Source organism: uncultured Porphyromonas sp., assembly GCF_934359325.1.
In the GTDB taxonomy this organism is placed as follows: Bacteria; Bacteroidota; Bacteroidia; order Bacteroidales; family Porphyromonadaceae; genus Porphyromonas_A.
In genome coordinates this window covers 1-3,131 of the sequence record NZ_CAKRLH010000194.1, presented here as the reverse complement: position 1 = coordinate 3,131, position 3,131 = coordinate 1, and the positions used below count along the sequence as shown (strand labels likewise).

The 3,131-nt window shown below is 55.7% G+C and carries 2 protein-coding genes; one reads left to right on the top strand and one right to left on the bottom strand.

The window, feature by feature from the left end; all coding sequences use genetic code 11:
• Positions 1-1,787 (bottom strand): translational GTPase TypA (gene typA, locus Q0F21_RS06760; RefSeq protein WP_297238536.1); only part of this gene is annotated, 1,787 nt, incomplete at its 3' end.
• A 230-nt stretch (positions 1,788-2,017) separates the two neighbouring features.
• On the opposite strand from typA, the gene Q0F21_RS06755 reads away from it, so the two are divergent.
• The coding region (locus Q0F21_RS06755; RefSeq protein ID WP_297238534.1) for a hypothetical protein at positions 2,018-3,131 on the top strand (1,114 nt) is incomplete at its 3' end.

The window sequence follows — 3,131 nt, the reverse complement described above, 5'->3', positions numbered from 1 at the left end:
TTACGATCTAGCTCGCTCAGGAGGATCTTCCGGAGACGGAGACTCTTAGGAGTAATCTCCACCAGCTCGTCCGACTTGATGTACTCCAGCGCATCCTCGAGCGAGAAGACGATGGGCGGTGCCAGCACCACCTTATCGTCACTACCGGCAGCGCGGACATTGGTCAGCTTCTTTGACTTGCAGACATTGCAGGGGAGGTCGTTATCCTTATTGTGCTCACCCACGACCTGACCCTCATAGACGTCCTCGCCGGGGGCGATGAAGAAGCGCCCGCGATCCTGCAGGTTGTTGAGTGCGTAGGCAAAGGCGTTGCCGGTCTCCAGCGAGACGATGGAGCCATTGGTGCGACCGGGGATCTCTCCCTTCCATGGCTCGAAGGAGAGGAAGCGGTGCGAGATGATAGCCTCACCACTCGAGAGCGTGAGGGCGGCGTTATTGAGTCCGAAGATTCCTCGGGAGGGGATGTGGAAGGTGACGCTGACGCGACCGTTATTGGTCTCCATCGCCACCATCTCTCCCTTACGACGGATGCAGAGGTCCACCAGCTTGCTGGCGCACTCCTCGGGAGCCTCGATCTCCAGCTCCTCGATAGGCTCGCACTTCTGCCCATCGATCTCCTTGATGACCACCTGAGGCTGACCCACCTGCAGCTCATACCCCTCACGACGCATCTCCTCGATGAGGACGGAGAGGTGGAGGACGCCACGGCCATAGACCATCCAGCTGTCGGCGCTATCGGTCTGCTCAACACGGAGGGCGATATTCTTCTCTGTCTCCAGCATCAGCCGATCCTCGATCTTACGCGAGGTGACGTACTTGCCCTCACGACCAAAGAAGGGGGAGTTATTGATCGTGAAGCGCATACTCATCGTCGGCTCATCGACGGCGATCGTGGGGAGCATCTCGGGGGACTCCGGGTCGGCGATGGTCTCACCGATCTCGAAGCCGTCAATGCCGATCACGGCACAGAGGTCGCCCGAGTGCACCTCGTCCACCTTCTGCCGACCGAGACCACTGAAGATATCCAGCTCCTTGATCCGCTGCTTCTCGATCGTGCCGTCCGGCTTTACCAGCGCTATCTCCTGCCCGGCGCGGATCGTGCCGCGATGGACACGACCGATGGCGATACGTCCCACATAAGAGGAGTAACTCAGGGAGGTGATCAGCATCTGGAGCGGTCCCTCGTTGATCGGTGGGGCCGGGATATACTCGATCACACCGTCCAGGAGCGCAGTGATATCCTTCGTCGGCTTATGCCAGTCGGTACTCATCCAGCCCTCCTTAGCGGAGCCGTAGAAGGTGGGGAACTCGAGCTGCTCCTCAGATGCGTCGAGGTCAAACATCAGGTCAAAGACCTTCTCCTGCACCTCATCGGGGCGGCAATTAGGCTTGTCGACCTTATTGATCACGAGGATCGGCTTCAGTCCTATGCGAAGGGCTTTCTCTAGGACAAAGCGCGTCTGAGGCATTGGGCCCTCGAAAGCATCCACCAGCACAAGACAGCCGTCCGCCATATTGAGGACGCGCTCCACCTCACCCCCGAAGTCGGCGTGCCCGGGCGTGTCGATGATATTGATCTTGTAGTCCTTGTACTGGATGGAGACGTTCTTGGAGAAGATCGTGATACCTCGCTCACGCTCCAGGTCGTTGTTGTCCAGTACCTGCTCCAGCTTCTCGCTCGGGTCCCTAAAGAGGTTACCCGCCTGCAGCATACGATCCACGAGAGAGGTCTTACCATGGTCGACGTGAGCGATGATCGCGATATTTCTGATCTTATTTTCTTCCATCTTTTTCGTCCTAAAATGTGCGTGCAAAGTTACATAAAATGAAATGAACCTCATCAGGGCAACCCGGCCCGATTCTCCACCCGGCTCCGCAAGAATGAAAGCCCATCCTCGGGACTGAAACAAATGGCTTAAGGCATTGCGATAGGTCCGACGTTTTGATTACATTTGTAAGACATAGAGTAGTAGCACCTATTGTGCTGAGATTTTCTCTATTGGTTACCTTTTTTATCATGATAGAATTTTTAAAGACTAATTTTCAGACCGGCGATCTGATTGAGATCACGACGGACTCGGAGACCACCCGTGGTCACATTGATTTTTTTGGGCCGGACTACATCGTCCTCCGACTGAGTAATAACCAAGTCAAGGGCATAAGCGAGTCAAGCATACGCACATTTGCCTCCGTGAGCGACCATCCCACTGAGGAGGGACAGGATCAACAGAAGGAGCAGAAAGAAGCCCCTTCCACAACCGCTGCCGACCACTCACCACAGGTCGAGGCTGAGCCGGCCAAACCATTTACGAAATACAAGCCGGGCGATCGTGTCCCGCTATCCATCCTCACCGAGAGAGACCCCTCACTACTCAATGACTGGAGCAAGAAGGGACAGACAAAGAAGAGAAATGAAGAAGCGGTGGAGGGCGTGCGTGAGGCTTACGTCCAGGCGAAGAGTGCCAGCAGGAAAGAGGATCAAGAAGTTGTCTCGCCTACCGGCAAGATCGTTCAGCTCAGGCCATCCTATCAATTTGGATTCATAGACACCACCGACCAGAAACGATATTACTTCAATCGCTCCGATCTCCTCGACGCCTCGCTTAGAGACTTCTCCGGCGACAGCATCGAGGTCGCATTCCTACCGGCGTCCAATCACAAGGGACTCACCGCCAAGGCGATCGTACGACCCCAGACGATCGATAAGCTACTGGACATCGTGATGGAGCGGACCAGCCACGGAGACCTCTTCCGCTCTCGCAATCTGCTCAATATGATTGCCGAGAAGCACCCTAAGAATCAGAGCACCCGGTCTATCCTGGATGCTCTCGAGAGTGTGCTCAGTAAGGGGCGCAGCGAGGAGGACTCGGGCGAGGACTCACAGGCCTACGACGAGGGGATAGACCACCTGGAGGACAAGGACTTCCAGGCTGCGATCAAGTCCTTCTACGCATCCATAGAGGAGGGGGTCAAGGTAGAGCAGTCCATCAAGCAGTCCATCACAGCCTACGTACGGATGTACACCGCAACGGAAGACCTGGAGACCAGGGAGACAACTCGTCACGCAGCTCTCGACTTCATCAATGAGAAAAAGAGCGACCTGCCGAATAACATTAGTACGCTCTTTGTCC